Here is a 24,970-nt window from a genome sequence, read left to right as displayed (position 1 = left end):
GTTGTCGCACCCCGCGCCCGCGCGCGCTAACGATGTAGCGTATTGCTTCATGATCAGGTACGAGCTGGCCGGTCCCGATCTGAGCGAGGTCCGGTTCGCCATCTCGCCGCTCAACGAGCTCACCCTCTCGTTGCGAGCGCTGCGCGACCCCGGCCGCTTCCCGCTCCACCTGCCTTGGCTGCGCACGGTCGCCACCGCGGACCTGGATCGGGAGACCCTGCTGGCGCTGACCAACGAGCGCCTCTGGACACCCGACTTCCTCAACCCGCGACCGCGCAACCCGCTCGCCCGGCTCGAGGACGAGGTCGAGGTGATCGCGGCGACCCCTCCGGACCGCGTACGCACCGACCTCGCCGCGGTCCACTTCGACGGCAGCCAGCCTGCGGTCCTCAGCGGACGCCCGCAGGTGGTGCTGCGCCGCGTCCTCACCGCCCTCCGAGGCTACTGGGACGCCTGCTTCGAACCGCACTGGCAGCGGATGCGAGCGGTGCTGGAGGCCGACATCGTCCATCGCGGCCGGACGATCGTGCACTCCGGCATGGCGTCGATGTTCGCCGACATCTCGCCCCGGGTGACCCTGGCCGACGATCTCCTCACGATCCGGCTCATCACGTCGAAGGTCGACTACCGGCGTACGACCGCGGGCGACGGGCTCACCCTGGTGCCCACCCTGTTCACCCGCAACCCGTCGACGCCGATCTCGCCCGAGGAGCCGCCGGTCATGTTCTACCCGGCACGCGGCCTCGGCACGCTGTGGACCAGCGACCGGCCGCAGGCGCCGCGCGCGCTGCGCGACCTCATCGGCGAGACCCGCTCCGGACTCCTCACCCTGCTGGCGGCTCCGGCCTCGTCGACCGAGCTGGCCGTACGCCTCGGGGTGACCCCTACGGCCGTCAACCAGCATCTGCGAGCGATGCGCGCAGCCGGACTGCTGACCTCGGCCCGCCACGGCCGATCGGTGCTCTACCTCCGTTCCGACCTGGGCGATCGTCTGGTCGACGCCGTCGGGTGACATCGAGACGACGAAAGGGGCGCGCGGCCACCGGCCGCGCGCCCTTCTCGTCTAGGAGAGCCTCACATGTGCAGCGGCTCGACGACATTGTCGTCGCCGCCCTTGCCGACCCGCGAGTTGCGGTAGCCGTAGAGGAAGTAGATCGCGAAGCCGATCGCCATCCAGACCAGGAACCGCAGCCAGGTCTCGACACTCAGGTTGAGGGTCAGGTAGATGCAGATCAGCGCGGCCACGATCGGCAGCACCGGGCTGAACGGCACCTTGAAGGAGCGCGGCAGGTCCGGGCGGCGCTTGCGCAGGATCGGTACGGCGATCGAGACCAGCGCGAACGCGGTCAGGGTGCCGATGTTGACCATCTCCTCGAGCTTGCCGATCGGGGTGAAGGTGGCCACGATCGCGACGAAGGCACCGATGGTGAGGGTGATCCGGACCGGGGTGCCGGTCTTCGGGTTGACGTGGGCGAACCTCACCGGGAACAGACCGTCGCGGCTCATCGCGAAGACGACCCGGATGGCGCCGATCATCAGGGTCATCACGACGGTGGTCAGACCGGCTACGGCGCCCGCCGAGATCAGGGTCGCGAAACCGCCGCGGCCGACGTCGCGGAACGCGGTGGCGAGCGCGGCCTCGGTATCGATCTGGTCGTACTTCACCATGCCGGTGATGACCAGGGCGACGGCGACGTAGAGGATCGTGCAGATCACCAGCGAGCCGATGATGCCGCGGGGCAGGTCGCGCTGGGGGTTCTTGGCCTCCTCCGCGGTCGTGGCGACCACGTCGAAGCCGATGTAGGCGAAGAAGACGACGGACGCGGCGGAGATGATGCCGAGGACGCCGAAGGTCTGCGGCTCGAGGCCGAAGGCCCACTGGATCAACGGCTGATGGATGCCCTCACCGCTGACGGAACCGGCGCGCTCGGGGATGAACGGGTCGTAGTTGGAGCCGGAGACGTAGAACATGCCGGCGACGATGACGAACAGGACGATGAACAGCTTGACAGCGACCAGCGCGAGGTTGACCCGCAGCGACTCCTTGATGCCGATCGTGATCAGGCCCACCAGGACGATCACGAGCAGCAGCGCAGCCAGGTTGGGCTGACCCCAGTCGGCGCTGGCATCCGGCCCGTAGCCCTTGGGCCAGCCGAGGCCGATCTCCTCGAGGAACGTCACCAGATAGCTGCTCCAGCCCTGCGCGACCACGGACGCACCGAGCACCATCTCCAGGATCAGGTCCCAGCCGATGATCCAGGCGAGCATCTCGCCGAGGGTGGCGTAGGAGAAGGTGTACGCCGACCCCGACACCGGCACGGTCGAGGCGAACTCGGCGTAGCACAGCGCCGCCAGGCCACAGCAGATCGCGGCGATGATGAAGGAGAAGACCACACCCGGTCCGGCGTACTCGGCCGCGGCTCTACCGGTCAGGGTGAAGATCCCCGCTCCGATGATGACGCCGATCCCGAAGACGGTCAGGTCAACCGAAGTGAGCCGCCTTTTGAGCTTGAACTCCGGGGTCTCGGCATCGGCAAGGGACTGCTCGATGGATTTGGTGCGCCAAACAGACATGAGGGATAGCAAACCATCTCGATCGGTGGACTCGATAGGTCGGGGGGCAAACCTTTATCCGTCGCACCGGAGGCTGCTCGCCTCCGAGGCGGGGCCACCGACGTACGCGGGCCAGGCCGGCCATTCGCACAACGGGCGGGTTCGGCCGGCTCCGGCGTTGCCGTCGGCGACCACCTGGTTCTCGCCCGGCGCGACGCCCCGCTCGGCCCACTTCTCCAGGGCCGTGAGCGAGTCGTACGAGGCGGAGAAGGCGACCGGGGCGAAGTTGGCGTGGTTGGCTCCGGGCACCAGATAGAACCGGGAGAACCCCTCGGTCGCCCGCTTGCCCATCACCCGCTGGACGCGCTGGTAGTAGTCGATCGTGGAGCGGTGGCTGACCAGCTCGTCGGCGGCCCCGTGGACCATGATCAACCTGCCGCCGGAGCGGGCGAACGGGCGCAGGTCGGCGTCGTTGACGTCCTGGAGCGCAGTCAGCTCGCTGATCCGGCGCTGCCACTTCCCCGGCGCGGCCGGGTCGATCGCGAAGGGGCTGATCTGCGGGTCGCGGGCGACGAAGTACTTGGCCCACTGGTTCCAGAACTGCATACCGTAGCCGGCGGTCACCGACATCGGGTCGGCCGGCGCGGTGGTGCCGAAGCCGAGGACCGGCGTCGACATCCGTGCCCCGGACAGCACCGGGAACCCGGGGTAGCCCCACTCCCCGCTCGCCACCCGGTAGGGCAGCCGCCAGCTGCTGTCGGCGGCCACCACCGCGTCCACCTGCTCGCGGGAGAGGCAGGTGTCTCCGGGCGTCTCGCCCTCGCCGCACAGCAGCGTCTCCGGATCGAAGTCGCAGCCGGCCTCGTCGGAGATCACTCCGTCCGCGAGCCCGTCGCCGCCGTCGCAGGCGGCCAGCACCCGCTGCGCGACGAGGTCCTGCTGCGTCTTCGACGGGAACGCACCGGGCTTGCCGAACTCGTGGGTGATCCGGCCGAAGAAGAGGTCGAGGGTGGCGGCGTTCCAGGCGGGGTACGCGGAGATCACCCCGTCGAAGTCGCGCGGCCAGCGCTGCGCGACCGCCAGGGCCTCCCGGCCACCGGTCGAGCCGCCGGCGAAGTAGGTCGTGCCCGGCGCACGGCCGAAGGACTTCTTGATCACGTACGTGGCGGTGTCGTGCACCTTCTTGAGCGCGTCACCGGAGAAGTTGCGCACCGCCTCGTCGTTCTGGCCGAACCAGCCGTCCAGGCTGGCGATCGGGTGGCGGGTGGTGTCTGCCTGATGGCCGGAGTCGCTGGCGTAGGTGGCGTAGCCGCGGCCGAGCGGGGTGCGTTGGTCGACCGGCCCGAAGGGCACGTTCTGGGCGAGGTTGGGGACGGTGCCGTTGTAGCCGCCACCACCGAACATCATCGACTTCCCGTTCCACCCCTGCGGCAGGGCCAGACCCATCCGGATGTCCGGGGCGGCCGGGACGACCGGGTGGATCGCGATGTCGGCGCGGCAATAGGCCGGCAACGCGGTCGGGCCGGTCCCGGAGGCCGGCATCGACGTCGTCGCGGTGACCTCTGCGCCGGTGGTCGGCAGGCCGATGCGGTGGGCGGGGATCCTCAGCCCGACCAACGACTCGCAGTCGACGGCCGTGGACGGGGCGGCAGACGCGGGCGTCTGACCGGCGACCAGGGCCGCGGCGGCGAGGGCGAGCGCGGAGCCGACGGTCAGGAAGCTGCGTACGAGGGTGGGGGCCATTGCTCCAGGATCGCGACGCGGTGTGACCTGCGCCATGTGGCCGCCGCACACAACTCCGGTGCGCGAGATGTGGCCAGCCGAGAGTGGAGCGCCGAAAGGCTGGCATGGGGACGAGCCACACAACGGATGGGTCCAGTGTGTCCCGAACCCCTATGGCGTACGTCTCACCACTTCCCTAGCGTCGCCCCTGTGACGAGCACCACACCGGCGCCGAGGTGCGCACTACGGACCGAGGGTCTCACCAAGGACTTCCGCGGCTTCCGCGCGGTCAGCTCCGTCGACCTGGAGGTCGCCGAGGGCACCGTTCACGCGCTCGTCGGCCCCAACGGCGCCGGCAAGACGACCCTGTTCAACCTGCTGACCGGGTTCCTCAAGCCCACCGGCGGACGGATCACGGTCTTCGGTGACGACGTCACCGGGATGGCACCGGAGCGGATCACTCGTCACGGGGTGGCCCGCTCCTTCCAGATCACCAGCCTCTTCGAGAACCTCACCCCACGCGAGCACGTCGAGATCGCGCTCCAGGGATTGACCAACCAGGGGCTGAAGTTCTGGCGCTCGGAGAAGCTGCTCGGGCGTCGCCGCGAGGAGGTCGACCGGTTGCTGGCCGAGGTCGGCCTGACCGAGCTGGCCGACAAGCCGACCGGGCTGATGGCGTACGGACAGAAGCGGGCGCTCGAGCTCGCCCTCGTCCTCGCCGTCGAGCCCCGGCTGCTGCTCCTCGACGAGCCGACGGCCGGGATGGGCATCGAGGACGTGGACCGCACCATCGAGCTCGTCCGGCGCATCGCCGAGGGCCGCACGGTCGTCTTCGTCGACCACAACATGCACGTCGTCGCTCACCTCGCCGACCGGGTCACCGTCCTGCAGCAGGGCGCGGTGCTCGCCGAGGGGCCCTACGACGAGGTGCGCGCCGACCCGCGCGTCATCACCGCCTACCTCGGAGAGGCCCACAGTGCTTGAGATAGAGAAACTGAGCGCGTGGTACGGCGAGGCGCAGGCTCTGCGCGAGGCCACCCTGAGCGTCGGCGAGGGAGAGGTCGTCACCCTCGTCGGCCGCAACGGCGCCGGCAAGACCACGCTCGTACGCTGCCTGATGGGCCTCCACAAGCACCTGACCGGATCGATCCGGCTCGACGGCCGCGAGATCACCTCGCTGCCCGCGCACAAGCGGGCGCGCGCGGGGCTCGGCTGGGTGCAGGACGACCGCGGCATCTTCGCCAACCTGAGCGTGGAGGAGAACCTCCTGCTGCCGCCGAAGGTCTCGGACTCGGCGTGGACGCTGGAGCAGGTCTACGACGCCTTCCCGGCTCTCGGCAACCGCCGGCGCGCAGGCGGGACGACGCTCTCGGGCGGCGAGCAGCAGATGCTCGCCGTCGCCCGCGTGCTCCGCACCGGCGCCCGCCTGCTCCTGCTCGACGAGCCCTCCGAAGGGCTCGCCCCCGTCATCGTCGCCCAGATCGGCGACATCGTGCGGACCGCGAAGCAGTCCGGGATCGGCGTGCTCCTGATCGAGCAGAACGTACGTTTCGCCGCCACCGTCGCCGACCGCCACTACCTGCTCGCCCAGGGCCGCCTGGTCGAGAGCCTCGACAACGACGAGTTCGTCGAACGTCAGGACGAGCTACTCGAACACCTCGGGATCTGACGTACGTCCCCAGAGATCGAGCACAGCCCTACCCCACGAGGAGAGACACGATGAACAAGCGACGCACAGCTGCCGGCGCCTCGATACTGATGGCAGGCGTCCTGGTCACCGCAGGCTGCGGTGCCGGCGGACCGAGCGCGAGCGGAGGCGACTTCACCGACGACAAGGTGGTCCTCGCCCTGCTCAACGACGCCTCCGGTGTCTACAAGGACGTCTCCGGCCCCAACTCGAAGATCGCGATCCAGATGGCGATCGACGACTACCAGGAGAAGTACGGCGACGAGGCCGTCGTCGACGACATCGAGGTGACCTCGGCCGATCATCAGAACGAGCCGGACATCGCCAACACCAAGGCCCAGGAGCTCTACGACCGCGAGGGCGCCGACGTGATCCTGGACGTGCCTACCTCGTCGGCGGCGCTGGCCGTCGCGACGCAGGCGAAGAACAAGAAGAAGCTCTACATGAACGTCGGCGCAGCCACGACCGAGCTGACCGGCGCACAGTGCAACAAGTACACCTTCCACTACGCCTACGACACCTGGATGCTGGCCAACGGCACCGGCACCGTCGTGACCGAGGACGGGGGCAAGAACTGGCAGCTGATCTACCCCGACTACGCCTTCGGCCAAGACATGGTGAAGTCGTTCACCGGCGCCATCGAGGCCGGCGGCGGCGAGGTCGCCGGCACGATCGCGACGCCGTTCCCGAACGACAACTTCGCGACGTACATCACCAAGGCGGGAGCCGCGAAGCCGCAGGTCATCGGCACCATGCACGCCGGTGGCGACCTGATCAACCTGGTCAAGCAGTACAACGAGTCCGGGCTCAAGGACCAGGGCATCGACCTGGCCGTCGGGCTGATGTTCATCTCCGACATCCACTCGCTCGGCGTCGAGGCGTTCGAGGGCACGATCTTCACCGACGCCTGGTACTGGAACCTCGACGAGAAGTCCCGCGAGTGGGCCGACCGCTTCATGGAGGAGACCGGCGACCGGCCGACGTACGCCCACGCGGGCAACTACTCGGCGGCGACGCAGTATCTCGAGGCGGTCCAGGCGGCCGGCACCGACGACGCCGACAAGATCGTCGAGGAGCTCGAGGGCAAGAAGGTCGAGGACATGTTCCTGCGCAACGGCGAGATCCGCGCCGAGGACCACCGGGTCATCCACGACGTCTACCTGGCCCGGGTCAAGGGACCGGACGACGTCAAGGAGGACTGGGACTACGAGGAGATCATCAGGACCATCCCGGCCGAGGAGGCGTTCCGCCCGGCAGCTGAGTCCGGCTGCTCGATGTAGGCGCGAGGTCTAGAGGGATTGGTATGAACGCGGTTCTGCAGTACACCGTCCAAGGGCTCGCGGCCGGCAGCTTCTACGCGCTGGCCGCGCTCGGCCTGGCCGTCATCTTCGGGGTGCTGGGCGTGGTCAACTTCGCCCACGGCGCCTTCTACATGCTGGGAGCGGTCGCCGCCGCGGTGCTCCTGGACACCGTCGGGATGAGCCTGTGGCTGGCGCTGATCGTGGTGCCGCTGCTGATGCTGGTCTTCGGGATGCTGGTCGAGCGGCTGCTGGTGCAGTGGCTGCTGCCGCTCGACCCGCTCTACAACCTGCTGCTCACCTTCGGGTTGACCCTCCTGCTGGTCGACCTCGTCAAGCGCCGCTACGGCGTGAGCGGTCTGCCCTACGAGCGCCCCGCCGCGCTCGACGGACGGGTCGAGCTGGCCGGGGTCGGGCTGCCGATCTACCAGCTCTTCGTGATCGGTGTCGCGCTGCTCGTCTGCCTCGGCGTCTGGCTGCTGATGACGCGTACGCGGGTGGGCATGATCGTCCGCGCCGCGACCGAGCGGCCCGAGCTGGCCGGTGCTCTCGGGATCAACGTCGGGCGCTGGGTGACGCCGGTGTTCGGCTTCGGGGTCGCGCTCGCCGGTCTGGCCGGGGTGCTGGCGGCACCGTTCCGGGCGATCACCGCCGAGATGGGCAGCGACTTCATCATCATCCTGTTCGCGGTCGTGGTGATCGGCGGGCTCGGCTCGATCGTGGGCGCCGTCGTCGGCGGGTTCCTGGTCGGGCTCGTGGAGGCCTTCGGGCAGGCGTACGCACCGACGTTCTCGCAGGTGCTCATCTTCGTGCTGATGGCCGTGGTCGTCCTGGCCCGGCCGGCCGGGCTCTTCGGCCGAGAGGAGGCGACGGCATGACGTCGATCGCGACGGCTGGCGCGAGCGTCACCGAGCAGCATGCGGCGATCGCGGGAGCGCGCCCGTGGCAGCGACTGGTCCTGCTCGCGGTGGGGCTGGTGGCCGCGTTGGCGCTGCCGTGGTTCGTATACCCGCCGGTGGCGATGGACATCGCCGCGTGGGCGCTCTTCGCGGTGGCCCTCGACCTGCTGCTGGGCTACTGCGGGCTGCTCTCGTTCGGCCACGCCGCGTTCTGGGGCGGGTCCGCCTATGCCACCGGACTGATCGCGATCCACCTCGGTGTGCCGTTCCCCGTGGCGGTCCTCGGCGGGGCGCTCTTCGCGATGCTCCTGGCGGTGCCGATCGGCTACCTGTCGGTGAAGCGGTCGGGGATCTACTTCGCGATGGTCACCCTCGCCTTCGCGCAGATGCTCTTCTTCGTCGCCAACCAGGCCTCCTCGCTCACCGGAGGTGAGAACGGGCTCCAGGGCGTACCGCGCTCCTTCTTCGGGATCGAGGCCGTCGAGACCGACTCGTTCTTCTTCTACTACGCCGCGCTGCCGATCATCCTGCTCGGGATGTGGGCGGCCTGGCGGATCGTCCACTCCCCCTTCGGGCGGGTCCTGGTCGCGATCCGCGACAACGCACCGCGTGCCCGGGCGCTGGGCTACGACGTCGAGCGCTACAAGCTGATCGTCTTCGTGCTCTCGGCCGGGCTCTCCGGGCTCGCCGGCGGCGTCTTCGCCGTCTCGCACGGCTTCGTGGCGCTGCCCGAGCTGCACTGGGCCACGTCCGGCGAGGTCGTCCTGATGACCGTGCTCGGCGGCATCGGCACCCTATGGGGCGGCGTCATCGGCGCCGGGCTGATCGTGATGCTCGCCGACTACCTGGCCTCGTCCGGGTTCGACGGGATCGGGATCGTCACCGGCGCGGTGTTCGTGACCGTGGTGCTGCTCTTCCGTCGCGGCATCTGGGGCACCGCGCGCCATCTCTGGCTGAGCAGACGCCGTTCCTAGGCCGTTCTAGGCGACCAGCTGATGGAGCCGGAGCGCCAACTGCACCTCGAGCTGGCGCTCCGGCTCCTGCCAGCCCTTGCCCAGCAGCCGGGTGACCCGCTCCAGGCGCTGGGTGACGGTGTTGACGTGCACGTGCAGGGCGCCGGCGGTGCGGGTGAGGTTGCGGTCGGCGGCGAAGTAGGCCCGCAGCGTCTCCACCAGCTTCGATCCCTTCGCGGTGTCGTAGTCGATCACCGGACCCAGCCGTGAGGTGACGTACGCCGCCGGGTGGCCGTCGGAGCCGAGCAGCAGCCCGACGAAGCCGAGGTCCTCGGCGGTGACCACCTGACCCTCGCGCCCCAGGGTCATCGCGGCGGCCAGACAGCGGCGGGCCTCGTCGTAGCCCTTCACCACGGCGTCGGGACTGCTCAGCGGTCCTGGCACCGGGCCGGCGGCGCCGACCGTCACCGGCGCGCCCGCGGACAGCCGCAGCCCCTCGACGACCAGCTCGCCGGCGGCGCGGGCGTCGCAGTCGGGGAAGATCAGCACGACCTGTCCCTGCCGCACGGCCGCGAACCCGTCGTGGGTGGCGGCGACGAACGTGGCCGCCTGACCGACCCGGGCTCGGTCCCCGGGGACGTTCGCCACCACCACGGCATAGGGCCGGGACAGATCCGCCTGCAGCAGCCGGCCACGCTCGCGGAGCGTCTCCGGGTCAGGAGTGGTGCCGGAGAGGAGCTCGTCGAGGAGCTCGCCGCGTACGCGTCCCTCGGCCTCGGCGACGCTGCGGCGGAAGAGCAGTAGCAGCGCCGTCACCAGCGCCGCCCGCTCCAGGATCCGCTGGTCGCCGTCGTCCAGATCCCCGTCGTCGCGGTCGACCTCGCGGGGGCCGAGGAGCATCGAGCCGAGCTGCTCGGCGCCGGCGAGGACCGGGGTGGCGTAGATGTCGCCGCTGCCTGCGGTGCGGCTCAGGTCGAGGCTGCGCCTGGTCACGGCGGCCTCGTAGTCGGAGACGGGCTCGCCCGGGGCGCTGCTCGCGATCGTCTCGCCGTCGAGGTCGAGCACGACAACCCGGGCGCCGAGGACCTCGGCGACGCTGCGTACGACATCGTCGACTCCACCGCCCTCGACAACGATCCGAGTGAGCCGGTCGTGGGCGTCGGCGGCGCGCTCGACCGTCTCGTTGCGCGTCTGCAGCTTGCGGGTGGTCACCTCGAGCTCGGCGACCGCGGCGCGGGTCTCCTCCAGCAGCCGGGCCTTGTCCACGGCGATCGCCGCGTGGGCCGCCAGGGAGACGAGCAGCGCGCTCGCCTCGGCACCGAAGGGACGTACGGTGCGGTTGGCGGCGAAGAGGACGCCGATGACCTGGGTGCCGAGCAGGAGGGGTACGCCGATGATCGCGCGGATGCCCTCGCCGCTGACCGCGCCGTCGATGTCGGGGGCGTGCCGGAAGCGCTCGTCGGGGATGTAGTCGGCGGTCGAGTAGGGCTTCATGGTCTGGGCGACGAGACCACCGAGCCCGATGCCGTAGGGAATGCGGGTCGAGCGGAAGGCCGCGGTCAGGATGCCCTCGGTCACGCGCATGTACTCACCACGACGCTCGTCGTTGAGGGTCAGGTAGGCGACGTCGCTGTTGAGCAGCTGCCTCGCCCGGGTCACGATCGCCTGCAGCACCGCCTCCAGGTTGGTCAGCATCGCCAGGTCGTTGGCCGACTCGAACAGCGCTCCCAGCTCGCCCTCGCGCCGGCGGCGCGCGTCCAGGGTCGCCCTGACCTGCAGCGCGAGCCTCTTGGCGTAGTCGATCCGCTCCTGCTCCCCGGCGGTCGCCCCCGCCGCTCGCGCGGCCCGCGACGGCCCTTCGAAGTCGGCCTCCGCGGCATCCCCGGCCAGCAGCTCCAGGAACGCGACCACATCGACCGTCATGTGACCGAAGTTACACTTCTACGCGCGCACCGACATAGGGGATCACCACATAGTTGCCCGGGATCAGGTATGGGTCTTCGCCAGGTCCCCCACGGAGGTGACGGGACGCTCGCAGACGAACCCTCGACAGACGTACGCCGCCGCCTTCCCGTCCACTGGAGTGCGACTGCTCAGCAGAGGGATGTCGTCGCGCGCCTCGTCGGCGACGACCACCACCGCACCCGGCTTGCGCCGGGCCACGGCCTCGAGAGCGTCGCGGTCTGGTCCCGGCGGCCCGACGACCGCGATCTCGAGCGGACCGTCGGCCATCGTCGCCGCAGCCGCCAGCGACCAGCCGGCGAACCGGGGCGCCTTCGTCATCAGGTTGCTCGTGGCCGCGAGCGCCTCCTCGGCGGCCGTGCGGTAGCGGCCCTCGCCGGTGAGCGCATGGGCGGTGACGAGCGCATGGACCATCGCGCTGATGCCGCTCGGGCTGGCGTTGTCGGAGGGGTCGCGGGGCCGGGTGACCAGCGCCTCCGCGTCGTCGGCGGTGTCGTAGAAGCCGCCGTCCTCGGCGCGGAAGTGGGTCAGTGCGGTGTCGAGCAGTGCCGTCGCCCGGTCGAGCCAGGTGCTGTCGCCGGTCGCCTGGGTCAGCGCCAGGAATCCCGCCGCGACGCAGCCATAGTCCTCCAGCACCCCCGCGTGCGCGCCGGCCACGCCGTCGCGGCTGACGCGGAGGAGGCGCGCGGGGTGTTCCTCCGTCAAGGTATGCAGGTCAGTGCTCACATCCCCCGCGGAGTTCCGCACGGGATCTGTTCCTTCGTCTGCATACCTTGACGAAGGAACGTGCACCCGCCACAGCAACTCGGCCGCTGCGACCGCCTCGTCCACGTAGCGCCGCTCCCCCAGCAGCAACCCGGCATCGACCAGACCGCTGATCGCCAGGCCGTTCCAGGCCGCGACGACCTTGTCGTCGCGCGCCGGGCGTACCCGCTCCGCACGCGCCGCCAGCAGACGCGCCTTGACCGACTCGAGCCGCTCGGTGTCCTCGGGCCGATGCCGCAACTGGAGGGTCGAAGCACCTTCCTCGAAGGTGCCGGCCTCGGTCACCTCGAAGACCTCCGCGGCCCAGGCGCCGTCCTCGGCACCGAGCACGGCGACGAGCTCGCCCGGGCTCCAGACGTAGAACTTCCCCTCGACCCCCTCGCTGTCGGCGTCGAGCGCGGAGGCGAACCCACCCTCGGCGGTGCCGAGCTCGCGGATCATCCAGTCGGCGCTCTCCCGGGCGACCCGGTCGCCGAGCTCGGTGCCCAGACGGGCGTAGAGGCCGATCAGCTGCGCGTTGTCGTAGAGCATCTTCTCGAAGTGCGGAACGACCCAGCCGCGGTCGACGGCATAGCGTGCGAACCCGCCCCCGACCTGGTCGTAGATCCCGCCGCCGGCCATCGCTGCGACAGTGCGCGAGAGCATGTGCGAGACCCGCGAGTCCGCCCCGAGCGCCCCGGCTGCTCGCCGCAGGAACTCCAGCACCATCGACGGCGGGAACTTCGGCGCACCCCCGAACCCGCCCGCCATCGGGTCGAACTCCCCCGCCAGCGTCTCGACCACGGCATCGACGTCGACCTGCCAGTCGCCCGCAGACCCGGCCGCCCCAGACACGGCGGCCAGATGCTGACGTACGTTCTCCGCCACCGCCCCGATCTCCGACCGCCGCCGCGTCCACGCCTCCGAGAGTGCCTGCAGCACCTGCGTGAACGCCGGCTGCCCGTGGCGCGGCATGTCCGGGAAGTAGGTGCCGGCGAAGAACGGGTTGCCGTCGTGGTCGAGCACCACCGTCATCGGCCACCCGCCCGACCCGGTCATCGCCGTCGTCGCCGCCATGTAGACCGCGTCCACATCCGGCCGCTCCTCCCGATCGACCTTGATGTTGACGAAGTGCTCGTTCATGTACGCCGCCGTCGTCTCGTCCTCGAACGACTCGTGCGCCATCACGTGGCACCAGTGGCACGCGGCGTACCCGACCGACAGCAGGACAGGTAAGTCCCGCCGCCGCGCCTCCTCAAACGCCTCGGGCGACCACTCCCACCAGTCCACCGGATTCTGAGCGTGCTGGAGCAGGTAGGGCGAGGTCGCGGAGGCGAGTCGGTTGGCCACTCCTCCAGCCTTGCACGCACATGAGCAAGTGATGCAAACGTGTCAGATGACAGGGATTCTTGACACGTATTCCGCTCCAACATTCAGTGGCCAACGGCAGACACCACGCTTACGGTGGCGTCGCCGGGCTTGGCGAAGCGCCCCTGTGCTGCCGTGACCAACTCGATCGCTACTACGACTTCTAGGCATAGAGCGCTGACTGACGTGAGCCCCTCCCCCGTTTCATCGGGAGAGGGGCTCAGTCGCGTTGTTCGTCGAACTTCTCCCCGCCGGGTACGCGCCGCAGCGGGAGCGCGGCGGGAAGTACGCATCGGCTATCTGGAACCTGGGCGAGCCGGTGCAACACATGTTCTCGTTGGCGCGTCATGAAGACACACATCGCCCGGACTCGGAGGGTTCACATGAAGAAGCTCGTCGTCTTCCTTCTCATCGGCGCGCTCGCACCCGTGGTGGGGCCGGTCCTCAGCGCCCAGGCGCTGCCGCCCGACCTCGTCTGCGACGGCAGCTACCACCACCGGACGTTCCGCAACGTAGTCATCCCGGACGACGCCCGCTGCGTGATCACCATTTCCAGGATCACCGGCAATGTCCGCACCACCGGTGCACCGAGGGTGGTCAGCATCACCGACACGAGCCTCGGCCGGAACATCCACGTCCGCAACGTCGTCGAGCGCGTGACCATCGGGGCCGCGGGGTGCCGCGTGGACCCGGTCGCCGGACGAAATCTCATGGTCCGCAACTCCCGCAACGTCGCGATCTGCGAGATGTCGATCGCCAACAATCTCGTGGTACGCGACAATCGGGGGACCTTGATGGTCCGGGACAACAAGGCGTGCAACAACCTCCGCGTCGTCGGCAATCACGTGCGTTCCCTGCGTGTGCTCAGGAACTCCTACGCCGGCAACTTCTCGGTGGCTCGCAACAGCTGGGTGGACCGCAGGATCGTGAGGGACAACGTGGAGCTACGTCAGAACCCCGCGGCGTGCCGTCGTGCTGGATGAGTGATTCCACGCCACCGTCACGACCTCCACGAACGCGATCCCGGGGGCCCGAGTGTCCTCGAGCATCGGATGAAATCGGCAAGAACCGCTGCCGGCACCCGCTCGACGGCAGCGACATGGCGACCGGTCGCCACCACGACGGTCACCGCTCTCCGAGCGCGCTACAAACGACGACATCGAGCGCCAACAACGGCTTCGGGCTCGGCGCCACTACGATGCCAGCCACGGCCCTGTGTACGGCAACACCTACGCCAACGTCCAGATCATTTCGGGTAGCGCCGAACAACTCTTCGATCGTCTCCTCGCCGCCGCCTACACCGTGGAAGACAACCACAGGTCCGTGATCCCGCACCCGATCGGGACTCTCAGGGCCGGCCTCAGTCCTCGAGCGGCCCCAGGGACGGCCCGGCGACGAACCGGGCCGTCGGATCGGCGAGCACGTCCAGCTCCAGTACGACCAGCTCGTTGCCTTCGGGACGCAGCACCGGGCCCGGCACGAACAGGGTGCGCTGCGGACCGCGCCGCCAATAGCGGCCCAGGCAGAAGCCGTTGACCCAGGCGATGCCCTTGCCCCAGACGGTGGTGTCGAGGAAGAGGTCGACGTGGGGCTCGGCCGAGAAGAGGACGCGCCACGCGGTGGGCCCGACCCCGGAGCCATGGCCGTCTGGTGGGCCGGCCTCCCACAGGCGCGGCACCTGGTCGAGGTCGATGGCCAGGACCTCCCAGCCCGTGAGTGGCACCTCGTCGAGGAGAGCCGGCCCGACCAGGCCCTTGTACTCACCGATGCGGGCGCCGTAGTTGACCCGGCCCTGGTCCTCGACAACCATCTCCAGCCGACCGCGACCGTGCGGCAGCGCGATCGCCCGTTCGTGGTGCTCGCGCTCGAGGATGCCGACCGGGGCGCCGTCGAGGAAGACGGCGGCCCGGTCGCGGACCTCGCCGAGGGCGAGGACGCCCGGGCGGTCGCCCGGCAGCTCGGTCCGGTAGACGGCCAGACGAGTGTCTGTCTCCAGCTCGTCCAGCACCGGCAGCGACTCCCAGCTGCTCCAGGAGCCCCAGGCCGCCGGGTCGTCGAGCAGCCGGACCGGCTCGCCCAGCGCCACCGTCTGCTCGGGGGCCAGACCGGCGGTGACGGGGGTCTCGGTCGGCACCGGCGCGTAGCGGGCGATGACGTCGCGGAACGCGAAGTACTTCGCGGTCGGGTTCCCGGCCTCGTCCAGGGGAGCGTCGTAGTCGTACGAGGTCACCGTCGGCCGGTAGATCCCCTTGTCGTTGGCCCCGCTGGTCAGGCCGAAGTTCGTGCCGCCGTGGAACATGTACACGTTGACCGAGGCTCCTGCGGCGAGGAGGGCATCGAGCTCCTCGGCGGCCTGCTCGACGGGGGTGGTGTGGTGCCGACCTCCCCAGTGGTCGAACCAGCCGTCCCAGAACTCCATGCACATCAGCGGCCCGGTCGGCTGGTGGTCGCGGAGCGTGCGCAAGCGGTTCGCGCTGTCCGAACCGAAGGAGCTGGTACGCAGCACCCCGTCGATTCCGCCGGCGGCGAGCATGGCATCGACGGGCTGGTCCACGGTGACCAGCGGTACGCCGATGCCGGCTCCACGGGTCATCTCCACGAGTGCCTGCAGGTAGCTCCGGTCATCACCGTAGGCGCCGTACTCGTTCTCCACCTGGACCAGCAGCACCGGTCCGCCCTCGTCGACCTGGTGCGGGCGCACGAGCGCCAGGACCTGGTGGAGGTACTTCTCGACCTCGTCGAGGAAGCGCGGCTCATGGCGGCGGATCCCGACGCCCGGCTCCCGGAACAGCCAGGCCGGCAGCCCGCCGTTGTCCCACTCCGCACAGATGAACGGCCCCGGACGCACGATCGCGTACATGCCGGCCTCCCCCACCAGGCGCAGGAACCGCGGAAGGTCGAGGATGCCGTCGGTGTCGAAGACGCCCTGGCGGGGGCTGTGGGCGTTCCACGGCACGTACGTCTCGATGGTGTTGAGGCCCATCAGCCTGGCCTTCTCGATCCGGTCCGCCCAGTGGTCGGGGTGGACCCGGAAGTAGTGCAGCGCGCCGGAGAGGATCCGGAACGGCTCACCGTCGAGAAGGAAGTCGGACTCGCCGATCGTGAACTCGGGCATGCCTACCTCTCGCAAGGGACCGACAGCCGCCGCTCCGCGAGGTGCGGCGGCTGTCGGTCCGGTCAGTCGTGGGTCAGTTGACGCTGAAGCCCTGCTCGTCGCCGTACTTCACGAGCGCTTCCTGCCAGGCCCCCAGGCCGTCCTCGAGGGCGGTGTGGGTCTGGTAGGACTTGCCGACGGTGTCGCCGTAGATCGTGTCGGCGTACAGCTGGTAGGGCAGGTACTGCCAGCCCTCGACCACCTGCGTGGCTGCTTCGGTGAGCACCTGGTTGACCTGCTGGCCGCCGAAGTAGTCGAGCTCCTTGTCGACGAACGCCGGGTCCTGCAGGTCCGCGACCGTGGCCGGGAAGCCACCGCTCTCCAGGAACGGCTCGACGCCCTCCTCGTGGTTGAGCCAGCGCACGAACGCCGCGGCCAGCGCGGGGTTCTTGCTCTGCTCCAGCACCGACTGGGTGCTGCCGCCGTTCTCGGCGGTCGCCGGCTGCCCGTCGTACGTAGGCATCGGTGCGGCCCGCCACTTGCCCGCGCCGTCGGGCACGGACTGCTCGAACACGCCGGGTGCCCAGGCACCGAGACCGATGGACGCGATGGTCCCGTCACCCAGCGCCTTGTACCACTCCTCGGTCCAGCCGGGGATCGTGCAGACCAGCTCGTCCTCGATGAGCTGGTTCCACACGCCCGTCCACTTCTGCGTGCCCTCGTCCTGCAGATCGATCGTGACGCTCTCGCCGTCGGACTGGAACGGTGTGCCACCGGCCTGCCAGATCATGCTGGTGGTGAAGCCGGCGTCACCGCTGTCGTTGGTGATGCACTGCGACGGGTCCTCCTTCTTGATGGTCCGAGCGGCCTCGACGTACTCGTCCCAGGTGGTCGGCACCTCGAGCTTGTGCTCGTCGAAGACCTGCTGGTTGTAGAAGAGCGCCATCGGGCCGGAGTCCTGCGGCAGCCCGTAGAGGCCCTCGCCAGCCTGCACCGAGGCCCAGGTCGACGGCGTGTAATCCGACTCGAACTCGTCGAAGCCGTACTGGCCCAGGTCGACCAGGTCGCCGGGCAGCGCGAACTGCGGCAGCGCCTTGTACTCGACCTGCGCCACGTCGGGGCCGCCGGAGCCGGCCTTGATCGCATTCTGCAGCTTCGTGTAGTGGTCGTTGCCGGTGCCGGCGTTGACCAGCTTCACGTCGACATTCGGGTACTGGTCCTCGAACGCCGCCACCTGAGCCTCGGCGGACGGGGTCCACGTCCAGTAGGTGATGGTGCCCCCTTCCTCGAGGGCAGCGTCGAGGTCTGCTGCCGTACCTCCGCCTCCGCCTCCGCCGCCCCCGTCGTCCGAGCCGCAGCCGGCGAGCACAGAGGCGGCGGTGAGGGCTGCCGCGACGAGGGCGATCCGGCGGGATCTGCGCCCATTGATGATCAACATGGCGTTCCTTTCATTTCACTGTTTGACGCTTCCCGCGCTCAAGCCGGACTGCCAGAACCGCTGGAGAAGGAGGAAGGCGATGACGAGCGGGGCGATGGTCAGCAGAGAGCCTGTGACCACCAGGTTGTAGACGGGCTGCGCGTTCGCGCCCGTCGCCTGAGCGCTCCACTGGGTGAGGCCCACGGTGAGCGGATAGAGCTTCGGCTCGCTCAGCATGATCAGTGGCAGGAAGTAGTTGTTCCACGTCGAGACGACGGCGAACAGCAGCACCGTGACGATGCCGGGAGCGAGCAGGCGCAGAGCGACCGTGAAGAAGATCCGAATCTCGCCGGCGCCGTCGATGCGCGCCGCCTCGAGCAGCTCATCCGGTACGGCGTCCGCGGCGTAGACCCACATCAGGTACAGGCCGAACGGGCTGATCAGCGAGGGGATGATGATCGCCCACACCGTGTTGGTGAGCCCCATGTTCGAGAACATCAGGAACGTCGGCACGGCCAGCGCGGTGCCGGGCACGGCCACCGCGCCGATGATGACGGCGAAGACCGCCCGCCGTCCGGGGAAGCGGTACTTGGCCAGGCCGTAGCCGGCCGCGGTGGCCAGCAGGGTCGCGCCGCCGGCACCCACCACGACATAGAGAAGGGTGTTCGCCAGCCAGCGCAGGAAGATGCCGTCGCGGTAGGTCAGCGTGTCGCGGACGTTGCTGAAGAACGCGAACTCGTCGCCGACCCACAGCCCCGGGCTCGAGAACAGATCCGCCTGGGTCTTGGTGGCACTCAGGATCAGCCACGCCAGCGGCACCAGCGTATAGACGAGGAACAGCGCCATCAGCACGGTCAGCAACGGCGACCGTCGCGGCGCCAGCGGCGACGTGCTCACCCGGCTCGTCATTTCATCGCCTCTCGTGAGCCGCGGAGCTGGACGGCGTACGCGATCACCGCGGTGAGCAGGCCCATCACGATCGCGACCGTCGCCGAGTAGTTGTACTGCTGCCCACCGAAGGACAGGTTGTAGGCGTAGAGGTTCGGTGTGTAGTAGGTCGTGATGATGTTGGGTTCCAGAGTGCGCAGGATGTTCGGCTCGTTGAAGAGCTGGAAGGTCCCGATGATGGAGAAGATGGTGGCGATCAGGATGGCCCCGCGCAGGGCCGGGATCTTGATCGAGAGCACGGTCCGCAGCGGCCCGGCGCCGTCGAGCGCGGCGGCCTCGTAGATCTCGCCCGGCACGGTGCGCAACGCGGAGTAGAAGATCAGCATGTTGTAGCCCACGAACTCCCAGGTCACGATGTTGGCGATCGAGGCGAGCATCCAGCTGCTGCTGAGCGGCGCGATCGAGGTGCCGAACAGCTCGTTGAAGTCGGCGGCCAGCCCGAAGTTGGTGCCGTACATGAAGCCCCACATCAGGACGGCCACGACACCGGGAACGGCGTAGGGCAGGAAGATGAAGAGCCGGAAGAAGCTCGTGCCGTAGAGCCGGGCGCTGTCGATGGCCAGCGCGGCCACCAGGGCGAGGCCGAGCATGATCGGCACCTGTACGACGAGGAACAGCAGGACCCGCAACGAGCCGTCCCAGAACTTGTCGTCGGTGAACACGTCGACGTAGTTGTCCAGACCGACGAACTCCGTGGTGCCGAAGAACGCCTGCGCACGGAAGAGGCTGAGGTAGGCGGCGTAGGCGATCGGCGACAGGAAGGTCAGCGCGAAGACCGCCAGGAACGGGCCGACGAAGATCCACCCCTTCCTGTCGCTGCGCGACCACCGGCGACCGGGCACGGGCGGTCGCCCAGCACCGCGGGTCTCCCGGCTTCTCTCCAGCTGGGTCACGGTCCCACCTCCCTTCACCGCCATTCCGTGGCGGCCTGTTAACGTCAACAGGTACAGTGACGTACGACACATGTTGACGTCAACAGGTTGGCGGAAGGATTATTCGGTCCATGGCGACAGACAGCACGGCCGGGGCACCAGTTCCACGGCGGGGAGCCTCACAGGCCGACGTTGCCCGGATCGCCGGGGTCTCGGGACAGACGGTCTCGCGGGTCGCGAACGGCGCCCGCTACGTCGACGCGGCCACCCGGGAGCGGGTGCTGTCCGCGATGCGCGAGGTCGGCTACCGGCCCAACCGGGCGGCCCGGGCGCTGCGCAGCGGACGGTTCCAGAGCATCGGCGTGATCGCGTTCGAGCTATCCAGCGTCGGCACCACCCACACCCTCGACGCGATCGCGGCCGCCGCCACCCAGACCGGGTACGCCATCAACCTGCTGCCGGTGCTGGACGCCACCCAGGACGCCGTTCGAGCGGCGTTCGACCAGCTCGGCGAGCAGGCGGTGGACGGCATCATCATCCTGGTCGAGACGCACCGGCTCGACGGCGTCGCCGTGCCGGAGGGACTGCCGGTGGTCGTGGTCGACTCCAGCGCGGAGTACGACTACCCGATCGTCGACAACGACCAGGCCCTCGGAGCGCGGTTGGCCACCGAGCACCTGCTCGACCTCGGTCACGAGACCGTCTGGCACGTCGCCGGGCCCGAGCTGTCCTACTCCGCGCGGCGCCGCTGGACGTCGTGGCAGCAGACGCTCGAGGCCCACGGCCGACCGGTGCCGCCAGTGCTGCCGGGCGACTGGTCGACCGGAGCCGGCTACGAGGCCGGCCTCCGGCTGGCCGACAACGAGGAGGTGACCGCGGTGTTCACCGCGAACGACCAGATGGCCCTGGGACTCCTGAGAGCCCTGCACGAGCGCGGTCGCCGGGTCCCCGACGACGTCAGTGTCGTCGGCTTCGACGATATGGAGGAGGCGGCGTACTTCTGGCCGCCACTGACCACCGTCCACCAGTCGTTCGACGAGGTCGGCCGGGGCGCAGTCGATGCCCTGATCCGGGAGATCCAGTCCGGCGAGCACGAGCACCAGGAGGCTCTGGTGCGGCCCCGGCTGGTGGTCCGGGCCAGCACCTCACCGCCCCGCGGGACGACCGCATGAGCCGGCGACCGCACCGCTGGGTGCGATGGCCCGAGTCGCTCGCGATCGAGAACGCTCGCGGACCGCTCGGCTTCGGGGCCGACTACAACCCCGACCAGTGGGGCCGGGAGGTGTGGGACGAGGACGTCCGGCTGATGCGTCAGGCCGGGGTGAACGTCGTCTCCCTCGGGATCTTCTCCTGGGCCCGCCTGCAGCCGGCCGCGGACACCTGGGACTTCGCGTGGCTCGACGAGGTGATGGACCTGCTGCACACCCACGGCATCGCCGTCGACCTCGCCACCGCGACCGCCTCGCCGCCGCCCTGGTTGAGCGCCGGGCACCCGGAGATCCTTCCTGTCACGCGCACCGGCGAGACCATGTGGCCGGGCTCCCGGCAGCACTGGCGGCCGACGTCACCGGTGTTCCGACAGCACGCCCTGGCGGTCGTCGAGATGATGGCGAGCCGGTACGCCCACCACCCGGCGCTCGCCGCCTGGCACGTCTCCAACGAGCTCGGTTGCCACAACCTCTACGACTACTCCGACGACGCCGCGACGGCGTTCCGCACCTGGCTGTCGCAGAGGTACGGCGACCTCGACGGCCTCAACCACGCCTGGGGCACCGCGTTCTGGTCGCAGCGCTACAGCGACTGGAGCGAGGTGCTGCCGCCACGGCTGACGCCCACCATTCCCAACCCGACACACCAGCTCGACTTCAAGAGATTCTCCTCCGACGCCCTCAAGGACTACCTGCGCGCCGAGCGGGAGATCCTCGACCGGCTGACCCCCGACGTACCGGTGACCACGAACTTCATGGTGATGGACCACTTCGACGGCATCGACTACGCCGACTGGGCGGCCGAGGTCGACTTCGTCTCCAACGACCACTACACGCTCGTCGACGACAGCGCCCGCGACGAGCTGTCGTTCTCGGCCAACCTGACCGGTGGCATCGCCGGCGGTGAGCCGTGGTTCCTGATGGAGCACTCGACCAGCGCGGTCAACTGGCGCGCGATCAACCCGCCCAAGGCGGACGGCGCGCTGGTGCGGGACTCGCTCACCCACGTGGCGCACGGTGCGGACGCCGTCTGCTTCTTCCAGTGGCGGCAGTCCGTGTCCGGCGCGGAGAAGTACCACTCGGCGATGGTGCCCCATGCCGGCGAGGACAGCGAGGTCTATCGGACGGTGGTCCGACTGGGTGGGCACCTCGAGCGGCTCGCCTCCGTAGTCGGGTCGCGGCGCCAGCAGGCCCGGGCCGCGATCCTCTTCGACATCGATTCGTCGTGGACCCTCGACCTGGAGGCCAACCCGAGCTCCTCGGTGAGCCATCGGGCGGAGGCGCTCGACTGGTACGTCGCGTTCCTCGCGCTCGGTGTCCGGGCTGACGTCCTGCCCGTCGGCGCGCCGCTCGACGGGTACGACGTGGTGGTGGCGCCGGTGCTGCACGTGATGCCCGCCGCGACGGCCGACCTGCTGACGGAGTTCGTCGCCCGCGGTGGCCACCTGGTCACGACGTACTTCTCCGGCGTCGTGGACGAGAACAACCACGTGTGGCCGGGTGGCTACCCGGGTGCGCTGCGCGACCTGCTCGGCATCCGCATCGAGGAGTTCGGGCCGCTCCTGGACGGGTGCGAGGTCGTTCTCGACGACGGCAGCACCGGGACGCGGTGGACCGACCGGATCACCGCGACGACTCCCGGCGCGCAGGTCCTCGCGTCGTACAAGACCGGTCTGCAGGAGGGCCGCCCGGCGGTGACCCGACGGGCCCTGGCTCACGGCTCGGCCACCTACGTCTCCACCCGGTTGGGTGCGGATGGTCTCGAGCCGCTGCTGGCCCGACTGCTCGAGGCCGCCGGGGTGGACAGCGAGCTGCCCGCGGGGCTTCGCGGCCGGGTGGAGCTCGCCATCCGCGCAGACGGCGAGAAGGAGTACTGGTTCCTGGTCAACCGGACCGACGACGTCGTCGACCTCGGCGAGCTGGGCGACCTCGGCGAGCCGATGTTCTCCTCGGGTGCCGATCGCGGCGTCGCCGAGCTGGCGGGCTCCGGGGTGGCCGTGTTCACCCGCACCGCCCGATGACCAGCGAGACCCGCCCCGCCCGCGGCGCTCACCTCCGACGCGGCGACACCAGCCTGGTCGTTCGGCTCGACTCCACCGAGCTCCCGTGCATCCTCCACTGGGGACCGGATCTCGGCGAGACCGCGGCCGAGCACCTTCCCGACCTTCTCCGCTCGCTGGAGATGCCGAGCCTGGACGGGGCGATCTACCAGCACTCGTGGGCATCCGTGCTGCCGCAGCAGACCAGTGGCTGGGTGGGTCGTCCGGGTCTGCTGGGCAGCCGCGCCGGCCAGGCCTGGGCGCTCACCTTCGACGTGGTGGACCACACGGTCACCGAGTCGACCGACTGCACCCGGCTCACCAGCGTCGCGCTGGATGGGCCGGCCGGCGTGGAGGTGACCACCGAGATCGAGCTGTTCGGGAACGGTCTGTTGCGCCTGCGCGCCTGCGTGCGGAACCTGGAGGCGACGCCGTACGAGGTGACACTGCTCGAGCCGGCTCTGCCGGTGCCGGCCGAGGCCGACGAGCTCTTGGACATGGCAGGGCGGCACGCCCATGAGCGCACCCCGCAGCGCCACGCGTTCACCCAGGGACAGCACGTCCGCGAGGCCTGGGGCGGCCGTCCCGGGCACGACTCGGCCACCGTGCTGTGTGCCGGCCGGTCCGGGTTCGGCTTCCGTGCCGGTCGGGTCTGGGGTGTTCACCTCGGCTGGAGCGGCAACCAGGTGCTCTGCGCCGAGAACTCCTTCACCGGCTGGAAGCTGCTGCGCGGAGGCGAGCTGCTCATGCCCGGCGAGATGGTGCTGGGCCACGACGAGACCTATGCCTCGCCCTGGCTCTACGCCTCCTGGGGCGAGGGGCTCGATGCCTTCTCCGGCCGCTTCCACGAGCACCTGAGGGCGCGGGAGGTGCACCCACGGCGCGCGCGACCCGTGCTCCTCAACACCTGGGAGGCGGTCTACTTCGACATGGACATGCAGAAGCTCATCGAGCTCGCCGAGCGTGCAGCCGAGCTGGGTGTCGAGCGGTATGTCCTCGATGACGGCTGGTTCAAGGGGCGGCGCGACGCCACGAGCTCCCTGGGTGACTGGGTTGTGGACGAGGACGTGTTCCCGGACGGCCTCACTCCGCTGGTGAAGACCGTGCAGGGCCTGGGCATGGAGTTCGGGCTGTGGTTCGAGCCCGAGATGGTCAGCCTCGACTCCGACGTGGCCCGGGAGCATCCCGAATGGATCCTCGGCACCCACGCCGGTCCCGGCATCAGTTCGCGCAACCAGCACGTCCTCGACCTCTCCAACCCGGACGCCTGGGACCACGTGTTCGGTCAGATCTCGGCGCTGGTGGACCGCTACGACGTCGCCTACATCAAGTGGGACCACAACCGTGCGCTGACCGGCGCGGGCCGCGGCCGAGACCACAGACCCGCGGTCCACCTGCAGACACTCGCGGCCTATCGCCTGATGGACGCACTCCGTGCCCAGCATCCCGCGCTCGAGATCGAGTCCTGCTGCGGCGGTGGCGGGCGCCTCGACCTGGGAGTCCTCGAGCGGGCCGACCGGGCCTGGGTATCCGACTGCATCGACGCGCACGAAGGGCACCGTCTGGTCCGGTGGACCGGACTGACCCTGCCGCCCGAACTGATGGGCACCCATGTGGGATCGAGCACCGACCACACCACCGGACGCCGGCACACCCTAAGCTTCCGCGCCGGCACCGCCATGTGGGGACACCTCGGCATCGAGTGGGACCTCACCACCATGACGGACGAGGAGCGCGAGGAGCTCCGGGCCTGGATCGCGCTGCACAAGCGGTTCCGTGGCCTGCTCCACTCCGGCCGCGTCGTGCGGGCAGACACCTTGCACGACGGCCTGCAGCTGGACGGCGTGGTCGCCCCTGACGGGCGCGAGGCGCTGTTCCGTCTCTCGGCGCTCGACCTCACCCTGGGCCAGCCGGCCGGCCGCATCCGGTTCCCCGGCCTGACCCCGGAGACGGCGTACCGGGTGACGCCGGTGCCGCTTGCGGTGTCGCCCAAGGACCGCCCGCGACCCGCGTGGTACGACGGCGGCGCCGTGATGAGCGGCCGACTGCTCGACGAGGTCGGCATGGTCGCGCCCCTGCTGGAGGCCGACGACCTGGTCATCGTGCATCTGGTCGCGGAGGTGGCGTCGTGACCGTCACCGTCGGTGCCGGCCGCGATACCCAGGATTCGTCGCTCGTTCGCGCCTTGTTGGTCTGGCCAGGTTCC

18 protein-coding genes are annotated in these 24,970 nt (G+C 69.6%); 10 read left to right on the top strand and 8 right to left on the bottom strand.

What is annotated here, in order from left to right:
- Nucleotides 1–49 precede the first annotated feature (49 nt).
- Nucleotides 50–1,012: a DUF5937 family protein gene (locus OG801_RS21470; RefSeq protein WP_355018191.1), complete on the top strand. Its 963-nt coding sequence runs from the start codon at nt 50–52 to the stop codon at nt 1,010–1,012.
- Between the two features lie 62 nt (nt 1,013–1,074).
- Here OG801_RS21470 and OG801_RS21465 read toward each other — a convergent pair whose 3' ends face one another.
- On the bottom strand, nt 1,075–2,574 hold the full coding sequence (locus tag OG801_RS21465; RefSeq protein WP_406031230.1) for an amino acid permease: 1,500 nt from the start codon (nt 2,572–2,574) through the stop codon (nt 1,075–1,077).
- Nucleotides 2,575–2,628: 54 nt separating this feature from the next.
- Nucleotides 2,629–4,296, bottom strand: a complete 1,668-nt coding sequence (locus tag OG801_RS21460) for a tannase/feruloyl esterase family alpha/beta hydrolase (protein ID WP_406031228.1) — start codon at nt 4,294–4,296, stop codon at nt 2,629–2,631.
- Between the two features lie 189 nt (nt 4,297–4,485).
- Between OG801_RS21460 and OG801_RS21455 the strand changes: the two genes are divergently transcribed.
- The 5 genes from OG801_RS21455 to OG801_RS21435 are packed head-to-tail and all read left to right on the top strand — an operon-like array spanning nt 4,486 to nt 9,133.
- A complete protein-coding gene (locus OG801_RS21455) occupies nt 4,486–5,259 on the top strand; it encodes an ABC transporter ATP-binding protein (protein ID WP_406031226.1) in 774 nt (257 codons plus the stop codon).
- Nucleotides 5,252–5,944 (top strand): ABC transporter ATP-binding protein, encoded by a 693-nt coding sequence (locus OG801_RS21450; protein ID WP_406031224.1) that lies wholly within the window; start codon nt 5,252–5,254, stop codon nt 5,942–5,944. The genes OG801_RS21455 and OG801_RS21450 overlap by 8 nt, the downstream gene beginning before the upstream one ends.
- 50 nt (nt 5,945–5,994) lie before the next feature.
- Complete coding sequence (locus OG801_RS21445; RefSeq protein WP_406031222.1) at nt 5,995–7,242, top strand: ABC transporter substrate-binding protein; 1,248 nt, start codon at nt 5,995–5,997, stop codon at nt 7,240–7,242.
- A gap of 23 nt (nt 7,243–7,265) precedes the next feature.
- Nucleotides 7,266–8,138 carry a branched-chain amino acid ABC transporter permease gene (locus OG801_RS21440; protein ID WP_355018197.1) on the top strand — a complete coding sequence of 291 codons (873 nt, stop codon included), beginning with the start codon at nt 7,266–7,268 and terminating at the stop codon, nt 8,136–8,138.
- Nucleotides 8,135–9,133: a branched-chain amino acid ABC transporter permease gene (locus tag OG801_RS21435; protein ID WP_406031220.1), complete on the top strand. Its 999-nt coding sequence runs from the start codon at nt 8,135–8,137 to the stop codon at nt 9,131–9,133. Before OG801_RS21440 ends, OG801_RS21435 begins: the two co-directional genes overlap by 4 nt.
- Nucleotides 9,134–9,139: 6 nt before the next feature.
- On the opposite strand, the gene OG801_RS21430 is transcribed toward OG801_RS21435, so the two are convergent.
- Both OG801_RS21430 and OG801_RS21425 read right to left on the bottom strand, forming a co-directional pair.
- The gene (locus OG801_RS21430; RefSeq protein WP_406031218.1) at nt 9,140–11,035 is read right to left on the bottom strand and encodes a helix-turn-helix domain-containing protein; all 1,896 of its coding nucleotides are present in this window, start codon (nt 11,033–11,035) and stop codon (nt 9,140–9,142) included.
- Between the two features lie 63 nt (nt 11,036–11,098).
- Nucleotides 11,099–13,168, bottom strand: a complete 2,070-nt coding sequence (locus OG801_RS21425) for a thioredoxin domain-containing protein (RefSeq protein WP_406031216.1) — start codon at nt 13,166–13,168, stop codon at nt 11,099–11,101.
- Between the two features lie 401 nt (nt 13,169–13,569).
- Here OG801_RS21425 and OG801_RS21420 point away from each other — a divergent pair, with 401 nt between their 5' ends.
- On the top strand, nt 13,570–14,169 hold the full coding sequence (locus OG801_RS21420; protein WP_406031214.1) for a hypothetical protein: 600 nt from the start codon (nt 13,570–13,572) through the stop codon (nt 14,167–14,169).
- A 377-nt stretch (nt 14,170–14,546) separates the two neighbouring features.
- On the opposite strand, the gene OG801_RS21415 is transcribed toward OG801_RS21420, so the two are convergent.
- The 4 genes from OG801_RS21415 to OG801_RS21400 all read right to left on the bottom strand — a co-directional run bounded on the left by OG801_RS21415 (nt 14,547) and on the right by OG801_RS21400 (nt 19,538).
- Complete coding sequence (locus OG801_RS21415) at nt 14,547–16,301, bottom strand: glycoside hydrolase family 35 protein (RefSeq protein WP_406031212.1); 1,755 nt, start codon at nt 16,299–16,301, stop codon at nt 14,547–14,549.
- 73 nt (nt 16,302–16,374) lie between these two features.
- Nucleotides 16,375–17,718, bottom strand: coding sequence for an ABC transporter substrate-binding protein (locus tag OG801_RS21410; protein WP_406031210.1), 1,344 nt, complete (start codon nt 17,716–17,718; stop codon nt 16,375–16,377).
- Nucleotides 17,719–17,733: 15 nt separating this feature from the next.
- The gene (locus OG801_RS21405; RefSeq protein WP_355018204.1) at nt 17,734–18,606 is read right to left on the bottom strand and encodes a carbohydrate ABC transporter permease; all 873 of its coding nucleotides are present in this window, start codon (nt 18,604–18,606) and stop codon (nt 17,734–17,736) included.
- Nucleotides 18,603–19,538, bottom strand: a complete 936-nt coding sequence (locus OG801_RS21400; RefSeq protein WP_406031208.1) for a carbohydrate ABC transporter permease — start codon at nt 19,536–19,538, stop codon at nt 18,603–18,605. Before OG801_RS21400 ends, OG801_RS21405 begins: the two co-directional genes overlap by 4 nt.
- 110 nt (nt 19,539–19,648) lie before the next feature.
- On the opposite strand from OG801_RS21400, the gene OG801_RS21395 reads away from it, so the two are divergent.
- The 3 genes from OG801_RS21395 to OG801_RS21385 are packed head-to-tail and all read left to right on the top strand — an operon-like array spanning nt 19,649 to nt 24,896.
- The gene (locus OG801_RS21395; RefSeq protein ID WP_406031206.1) at nt 19,649–20,689 is read left to right on the top strand and encodes a LacI family DNA-binding transcriptional regulator; all 1,041 of its coding nucleotides are present in this window, start codon (nt 19,649–19,651) and stop codon (nt 20,687–20,689) included.
- The gene (locus OG801_RS21390) at nt 20,686–22,746 is read left to right on the top strand and encodes a beta-galactosidase (RefSeq protein WP_406031204.1); all 2,061 of its coding nucleotides are present in this window, start codon (nt 20,686–20,688) and stop codon (nt 22,744–22,746) included. The genes OG801_RS21395 and OG801_RS21390 overlap by 4 nt, the downstream gene beginning before the upstream one ends.
- Nucleotides 22,743–24,896, top strand: coding sequence for an alpha-galactosidase (locus tag OG801_RS21385; RefSeq protein WP_406031202.1), 2,154 nt, complete (start codon nt 22,743–22,745; stop codon nt 24,894–24,896). Before OG801_RS21390 ends, OG801_RS21385 begins: the two co-directional genes overlap by 4 nt.
- The last annotated feature ends 74 nt before the right edge of the window (nt 24,897–24,970 follow it).

The sequence above is a fragment of the Nocardioides sp. NBC_00163 genome (assembly GCF_045206295.1).
In the GTDB taxonomy this organism is placed as follows: Bacteria; Actinomycetota; Actinomycetes; order Propionibacteriales; family Nocardioidaceae; genus Nocardioides.
The sequence above is the reverse complement of the archived record's forward strand: the minus strand, read 5'-3'. Positions and strand labels throughout refer to the sequence as shown.